Genomic DNA, 7,506 nt, shown 5'->3' with positions numbered 1-7,506 from the left:
CAGGCCCTGCTCTCATGCCGGGCAGTGCCCGCGATCACCCGATCGAGACTCCCGTTCGATCAACAGACTCCATGATCGGTATGGCAACGGCTTCTGAGCGGGCGTGCCTGGGGCCGTCTGGTCAGGTGTCCTGGCGGGGGGTGTAGAGAGCGGCGGTTGCTGCGGCTTTGCGGGCCAGGGCCTGGCGGAGGCCGTCGGGGGTGAGGACGACGGCGTCGGGGCCGAAGGCAAGGAGTGCTTCGGCGGCAAGGAGTGAGCGGAAGCGCAGCTCGACCCTCGTCCAGCCCGGTTCGCCGTCCGCCTCGGATCGGGAGTCGGTCGGGGTGGGGTCGGCGAGGTCGGCTTCGTGGATGCGGAGGAACTTCGCCAGGATCTCGTCGCGGACGCGGGCGGTGACGGCGAGCGGGGCGGGGATGTCGTCGATGCGGCGGCGCAGGGCCTGCCACACGTCGGTCAGCTCCAGGCCGTCGCGGCGCTGGGCGGGCTGGGTAAGGACGGTGGCGGACAGGGCGCGGTCGGTGCGGAAAAGCCGGGGCTCGCCATCGTGGTCGGCGACCAGGTACCAGACGCCGGCTTTGTTGACGAGGCCGTAGGGGTCGAGGGTGTAGGTGTGTACGCGGTTGTCGCGTCCGTGCCGGTAGCGCAGGCGCAGGCGCCGGTTACCGAGGACGGCCTGCTGGAAGGCGGCGAGGTCGGGAGCGGGGCGATCGGGGCCCGGCGTGCCGCGCCAGCGGACGGGGTCGATGAGGATGCGGCGGCTGGCCAGGTCGGCGTCGGGACGGTGCGGGGCGGGCAGGGCGGCCATGACCTTGCGCAGAGCGGAGCCGAGGGCCTGGCCCAGTCCGAGGTCGGCGTGGGCGGTGCCGGAGAGCAGCACGAACAAGGCGCGTGATTCGTCGGCGGTCAGTCCGGTGACGTCGGTGCGGTAGCCGGGGAGCAGGGCGATGCCGCCCTGGGGGCCGCGGACGGTATAGACGGGGACACCGGCCGTGGACAGGGCCTCCACGTCGCGCATGATCGTGCGGACCGAGACCTCCAGACGGTCGGCCAGGTCGGAAGCGGGCAGCTGCGCGTGGGTCTGCAGCAGCAGCATGATCGAGAGCAGGCGGTCGGATCTCATGGCTCCAAAAGTCTCTCAGCTATATGACACAAGGTGTCATATAAGGCCGCGAGGATGCAGTCATCGGGTCGCCGAAGGACGCGGCCCGGACGCTCCCGGAAGGTGGGCTGCCGGTACACGGGCTGTACTGGGGCCTGGGACGCACGGGAGCAGTGCACCAGGAAAGGGAACACCTTCAATGACTGCCATCACCGGCTCCGCCCAGAAGATCGCCGACGAATTCGTCCGTGCCTGGCTCGGCGGCAACATCGACGAGGCACTGTCCTTCGTCTCCGAGGGCATCGTGTGCCAGGCGCCCAACGGCCGCTTCGAGGGGCTGGAGCGTTACCGCCAGTTCCTGGAGCCGTTCACCAGCACCCTCATCAGCAGCAGCGTGATCGGCGTGCTGGGCGACGACACCCACGCCGTGACCGTCTACACCACCGAGACGCCGTTTGCGAAGGACTTCCGCGGCATCGACTACCTCACCATCGAGAACGGCAAGATCACCCACATTCTCAGCGTCTTCGACCTCTCCCCGCTCGTCCAGGCCGGCGGCAACCCCCAGCACTGACCGGCCGCGCGCACCGGGCCGGGGCCGTGACGGTACCGGCCGGTGACGTGGCGCGCCCGCCGCCGCACCACCTCACCGTGCGGGTCCGGGACCACACCGAGGCCCGGCCCGCACGTGTGACCCGCATGCACGTGAACGAAGGCAGCATGACCGACACCGCCGCAGCACTCACCACCCGGGGCGACCAGATCTGCTTCGCCGAGCCCTTGACCTGGGCCCGTGTCGTCCGGCGCCCCAACCGGTTCATCATCGACGCCGACGTCGCCGGGACCGAGGTCGCCTGCCACTGCCCGACCACCGGCCGCATTGGCAACCTCGTCCTGAACGGCCTGCCCTGCCTGCTCTCCCGCAGCCACAACCCCGCCCGCAAGACCCCGTACACCGTCGAGGCCGTCAGCGTCGAGGCGCCCGGCACCCGCAAGCCCGCCTGGATCGGCATCAACCAGACCGCCGCGAACCGCTACGTCGAACAGGCCCTGACGAACAACCTCCTGCGAAAGATCGTCACCGCGCGCAGCGTCCAGCGCGAGAAGACCCTGGGCCGCTCCCGCCTCGACTTCCTCGTCAACGACGACACCTACGTCGAGGTGAAGACTCCCCTGGACAATCTCCAGGTGCCCCTCGGCGACCACGTGCGCACCCGGCCCCGCCCGCCGCTTGCTTCCACCGACCGACTCGTCAAGCACATCGGCGAACTCGGCCACAGCCTCGAAGCCCACGAACGCGCGGTCCTCCTGGTCTGCTTCCTCTACGACAACCCCGGCTTCCAGGTCCGCCACAGCAGCCATCACAACGAGGTCAAAGCGCAGGTCGCCCAAGCCGTGAAGCGCGGCGTCGAGATCTGGCAGGTCAACTTCCAGCTGGATGCGGCCGGCGTCCGCGTCGCCCGCCAATTCGAACTCACCCCACAGTTCCTCGCTTGAGGAGCCGGCCGCCGTCGGGCGGCACCGCACCCGGGGGAGGCCGTCGCGAACCGGACTGCGCGACGGCAACTGCTCGCCCGGCCCCGCCATGCCCCCACGCCACAACAGGGGGCACCGGAAGAGATCTTTTCCACCTATATGACACAACCTGTCATATAGGGCAGCAAAAATGCAGGCAGACGGGCCGCCGGCCGGACGGCCCGCGCCACCGAACGCAAGGAGCCCCCATGACCACCGCCACCACCGCACGCGACGTCGCACTCGCCTGGCTCGACGCGCGTCTCGCCCACGACCTGGACGCCGTCGTCGGCCGCGCCGCCGACGACATCGTCTACGACGCGCCGGGCATCCACCTGGCCGGTAAGGATGCTTTCCGCAAGGCCGAGGCCATGTTCCTGCCGATGATCAGCGGCGTGACGGTGATCAGCGCGTTCGGCGACGACACGTCCGCGCTGCTGATGTACAGCATCGACACCGCACCCGTTCCCGGTAACACGACCGGCGCTCACCTCACCGTCACCGACGGCAAGATCAGCACGCTGCGGGTCGTGTATGACCAGACGCCGTTCGCCGCCCTGCGCGGCGGCGCAGACCAGTAACTCCGCAGGCCGGTGACACCACCGGCCCGACGCCACAACCTGATCCACGGCCCTGCCGGGGCACCGTCGACACGCACCAGTACCCCAGCACCGCGCCACCCCGTCCGTCAGGGCGGGTCTTCTTCGAGGAATACGTCTCATGCGCAGGATCCAGTACTACCGCTATGGCGGCCCGGACACGATGCGGCTGGAGGACTTCGTCCTGCCCTCGCCGAAGGAGGGCGAGGTCGCGGTCACGGTCGCCGCGGCCGCGGTCAACCCGATCGACTGGAAGGTCCGGCAGGGCGCGCTGAAGATGATGACCGGCCGGTCCTTCCCCCGCGCGATGGGCTCGGACTTCTCCGGCACTGTCACCGCAACCGGCCCCGGCGTCACGGCCGTCAAGCCCGGTGATCACGTGTACGGAATCGCCCCGCTCAAGCCCAGCGGCGCGTTCGCCCAGGCGGTCATCGCCCCCGCCTCCCACCTCGCCCTCAAGCCCGCCGGCCTGTCCTTCGAACAGGCCGCCGCGCTCGCCACCCCGGCGGTCATGGCCTGGACCGGACTCATCGGCCGCGCCCGTCTGCGAGCCGGGCAGCGCGTCTTCGTCAACGGGGCAACCGGCGGCGTCGGCGAAGCCGTCGTCCAGCTCGCCAAGGCCCTCGGTGCCACCGTCACCGGCACCAGCGGCCCCACCACGATGGAACGCGCTCGTGCTCTCACCATCGACCACGTCTACGACTACACCACTACCGACCCCGCTGACCAGGCAGAATTCCAGGGCGCGTTCGACGTCGTCTATGACACCAACGGCTCTCTCCCCGTCCGGACCGCGATGCGGCTGCTGAACAAGACCGGCGTCTACCTCGACATCAACGCCACCCCCGCCAAGTTCGCGCACGCCGCCTTTGCCCGCCGCCACAAGATCTTCTTCTGCGTGCCCGACACCCGGACCCTCACCGAGGCCGCCGCCCGGGCTGCCGCCGGAGACGTCCGCATGTCCATCGGTGAAACCGTCCCCCTGGACACCGCCACCGCCCTGATCACCGACCTGGAAAAAGGCCGCAAGATCAACGGCAAGGGCCTGATCCTCATGGACCCGGGCAACTGACTCGGCAGCGCCCCGGTATTCCTGCGCCGAGGCAGCCAGCCCCACGCCCGCCACAGGACGGCTACCGCCATCCAGCGGCGCAACAGCGGCGGCATCCCCGCCCGGGGCCGCGCCGGATGCCCGATCGCGTCCGCGCGCCCCGGCACCCGGCTCCAAAACGTCACCACACCGACTCCGACGAGGAAACCTCATGATCACCATCACCGCGGCGACCGGACAGTACGGCCGTCTCGTCATCGATGAACTGCTCAAGCGGGGAGTGCCCGCGAGCGGCATCGTGGCGGCCGTCCGCGACCCCGCCAAGGCCACCGACCTGGCCGAGCGAGGCGTGCAGGTCCGCGAGGCCGACTACGACCGGCCCAAAACCCTGGTGCCCGCCTTCACTGGCACCACCACGCTGCTGCTCATACCCGGCGCCGTGTTCGGGCAGCGGTACCCGCAGATGCGGCGAGCGATCGCCGCCGCCGCCGAAGCTCGCGTCGGCCTGGTCGCCTACGCGGGCTTCGTCAACACCGGCATCAGCACCCTCCGGCTCGGCGAGGAGCACAAGCAGACCGAGCAGGAACTGCGCTCCTCCGGACTGCCGAACGTCATGCTCCGCAACGGTGCCTACACCGAGATGTACACCAGCACCCTCGGCCCCGCCCTGGAACAGGGCGCCATCATCGGCTCCTTCGGCGACGGAAAGATCTCCGCAGCCACCCGCGCCGACCTCGCCGCGGCCGCCGCCGCCGTCCTGACCAGCGACGACCAGACGGGAAAGGTCTACGAACTCGGCGGAACCGCGTTCACCATGTCCGATCTGGCCGCCGAGGTATCGCGGCAGACCGGCAAACCCATCACCTACCGGGACCTGCCGGTCGACCAGTACGCCAAAATCCTGGCCGGCGCCGGCCTGCCCGACGCGTTCGCCGACCTCCTCGCCGACACCAGCCTCGCGGCCACCCGAGGCGACTGGTATACCGACAGCACCGACCTGCCCCAGCTCATCGGCCGGCCCTCCACTCCCCTGGCCCATGCCGTCGCGGATGCCCTCAGGGCCGGCCCCGCCCGCACCCTCGACCCGCGCGGCTGACCCACCACATTCACGAACACGGGTGCGCAGCTCACCACGAATCCCGCGGATAGCCAGTGTCAACTGGATCGCAAAACAGACGAAGGCGGCAACAAAGAACGACTGTCCGGTGCCAAGTACGGCGATCCGCTCAACGACCCACCCCAGGTCGAACCCATGGCACGGTGTCATCTATCCCGCCCAGTCGCAGCGACCTGCGGATTCATCGGTGGAGCCGCGCGGTTCAGCCCCCGGCTCGCCAACTACCGCGCAAAGAAGCCGCCATCTGGAAATCAAAGCTGCCCTGTGACCAGCAGCGTCCTACGCGCAGCCCGCCATGTAGCGCTCAAAGTCACAACAACGTGACCAAGGCCGGGGCCACCAATCGGCCCCGGCCTTGACTCACCGCGTCCGCAGACGAACGCACACCCGCCGAACAGGCAGACTCAGCCGCGCACTGTGGGCTCCTGTCCGCTGGGCGCCTCCCTGTATGCGAGGTGCCCGACGGCGGAGTATGCCCTGCCCAGCACTCCCGCGAGTTCCTCGGCCGCGACGGACGCGCCGGTGAACCGCTGGATCGCTTCGCCGAGCGTCTCGTCCCTCAGGAGTTCCCTGTCTCGAAGGCCTTCCACGGAGGTCCCGAGCAGGGTCAGAGCCGCCCTCATCTCCCCCGCCACGCGGGTGAGGAAGCTATAGATGCGGTAGGCCTCCAGCGGGTACTCGATCCCCCGGTACTTGAGGTCGGTGACGAACTCGGCGAGGGAGCGGGCCGCGCTCTCCGCATGCCCAACGATGTCCTCGGTGTTCTCACTCATACGGAGCCGGTTCTCCTTGCTGGGGTGGCGGGTTACGGACGGACGGTGACGTGGCAGCGGGCTTGTACGGATGACGCCGCCTTCATCAAGCGGGACGGCGACCGTCTCCGTCCGGCCCTCTACGCCGCCGGTGCCGTGGCCGTGGAGGAGACCGGGGTGCTGTCGGCCGTAGAAGGCCCACAGGTCCAGCGCAGCGTCCAGGAGCGCCGCGCGGTCGGCTGCGGGAATCCGCTCGACTCCTGTGAGCAGCAGTCGGGCGTCGCCCCCATGAGCGCGGGCGTGCTGAGCGAGGAAGAAGAACACCTGGGCGGGCCCGTCGGCGGGGACTTCTCCTTCCACTTCGCGGGCTGCCCGCAGGCGGTAGGCGGCGTCCGCTGTCACCGCGAGCACGATCGGGTCCTCCTCGAGGAGCTTCGCCGTCAGGGACTGCCGACACGGTGCACACCGTTCGATACTGGCCCCGATCAGCGCGGCAGCCGTCCGTTGGTCCGGCACGGTCTCGACTCCCCACCGGCCGGGGTCGGCTGGCTGGAGGTCCGTGTGGGACGGGCCGCTGGCGTGTACGTGGAGGGTTCCCGCGTTGGCGGCCGTGTAGGCGGCGCCCTGGCGGCGGCTTCTGCTTCGCGCCCGGCTCTTACGGCCGTGGCTCTTGGTCATACGGCTCTCGCATCTTCCCGCGCCCGGCCCCATGACCCGATGCGCGTGACGAAGAGCAGCATGCGGAAGGCTCAACGGCCCTGTGGCCGCCGGAAGACGTACGCCTCACACTGATGCTCACAGACCGGACCCTCGTGCGCGGGGTCCGCGGGCACCTTCGCCGTGGTGCACCCCGGTCATGGGCCAGGGAGCGGGCTTGGGCCGATGCGCCAGCCACTGCCCGCACCCTACCGCCCGGCGTCCGGTCTCGGGAGCCGATGGCCAAAGGCACACTGCAAGGCTCCCCTGGGGGCCGTTTCAGCGCAGCATTCCGGGTGGATGCCTCGCCACCCCCTCGTGCTGCGGGTCCCAGACCCATATCCACGATTCGCGCCAGGCGGGGCAGCTCGTGAACCGCCTCGGCGTACGGGCTGGCTTCCTCCCCGGTCACGGGCTCCCCTGTGGTCCTGTCCACTCAGCCAGCCTCAACGTGCTGCTGTGGAGTGGGCGCGCTGCCGTGCGCGTCAGCAGTCCTCGTGATCCCTCTGCTGCGGAACCGCGGCTGCCCCAAGCGCGACCTGGCCCGTGGCCTTCCGCGGTCCCCGCGCGCGGGGACCGCGGAAGGCCCCCGGGCCCGGCGCGCCGGCGGGGGCGGGCCCCCGGGCCAACAACAGTTCCCAGTGGGGCGCATGGGCGCCCGCACTCCCACGCGCCCG

The 7,506-nt window shown here is 70.0% G+C and carries 7 protein-coding genes; 5 read left to right on the top strand and 2 right to left on the bottom strand.

Annotated features, from left to right (window positions below; genetic code table 11):
• Positions 1-121 precede the first annotated feature (121 nt).
• Positions 122-1,120, bottom strand: coding sequence for a WYL domain-containing protein (locus ACFZDJ_RS54835; RefSeq protein ID WP_391070789.1), 999 nt, complete (start codon positions 1,118-1,120; stop codon positions 122-124).
• A gap of 178 nt (positions 1,121-1,298) precedes the next feature.
• On the opposite strand from ACFZDJ_RS54835, the gene ACFZDJ_RS54830 reads away from it, so the two are divergent.
• The 5 genes from ACFZDJ_RS54830 (at position 1,299) to ACFZDJ_RS54810 (ending at position 5,360) form a co-directional block, all read left to right on the top strand.
• Complete coding sequence (locus tag ACFZDJ_RS54830) at positions 1,299-1,673, top strand: nuclear transport factor 2 family protein (RefSeq protein ID WP_391070787.1); 375 nt, start codon at positions 1,299-1,301, stop codon at positions 1,671-1,673.
• A 26-nt stretch (positions 1,674-1,699) separates the two neighbouring features.
• Positions 1,700-2,596 carry a DNA/RNA nuclease SfsA gene (locus ACFZDJ_RS54825; protein WP_391070785.1) on the top strand — a complete coding sequence of 299 codons (897 nt, stop codon included), beginning with the start codon at positions 1,700-1,702 and terminating at the stop codon, positions 2,594-2,596.
• 227 nt (positions 2,597-2,823) lie between these two features.
• Positions 2,824-3,195, top strand: a complete 372-nt coding sequence (locus ACFZDJ_RS54820; RefSeq protein WP_391070783.1) for a nuclear transport factor 2 family protein — start codon at positions 2,824-2,826, stop codon at positions 3,193-3,195.
• A gap of 139 nt (positions 3,196-3,334) precedes the next feature.
• Complete coding sequence (locus ACFZDJ_RS54815; RefSeq protein WP_391070781.1) at positions 3,335-4,285, top strand: alcohol dehydrogenase catalytic domain-containing protein; 951 nt, start codon at positions 3,335-3,337, stop codon at positions 4,283-4,285.
• 190 nt (positions 4,286-4,475) lie between these two features.
• Positions 4,476-5,360, top strand: coding sequence for an NmrA family NAD(P)-binding protein (locus tag ACFZDJ_RS54810; protein WP_391070779.1), 885 nt, complete (start codon positions 4,476-4,478; stop codon positions 5,358-5,360).
• Between the two features lie 425 nt (positions 5,361-5,785).
• Here the strand turns inward: ACFZDJ_RS54810 and ACFZDJ_RS54805 are convergent, their stop codons facing one another.
• The gene (locus ACFZDJ_RS54805) at positions 5,786-6,811 is read right to left on the bottom strand and encodes a hypothetical protein (RefSeq protein WP_391070777.1); all 1,026 of its coding nucleotides are present in this window, start codon (positions 6,809-6,811) and stop codon (positions 5,786-5,788) included.
• Positions 6,812-7,506: the final 695 nt, after the last annotated feature.

It is taken from the genome of Streptomyces sp. NPDC007896 (assembly GCF_042959425.1).
Classification (GTDB): domain Bacteria; phylum Actinomycetota; class Actinomycetes; order Streptomycetales; family Streptomycetaceae; genus Streptomyces.
The sequence above is the reverse complement of the archived record's forward strand: the minus strand, read 5'-3'. Positions and strand labels throughout refer to the sequence as shown.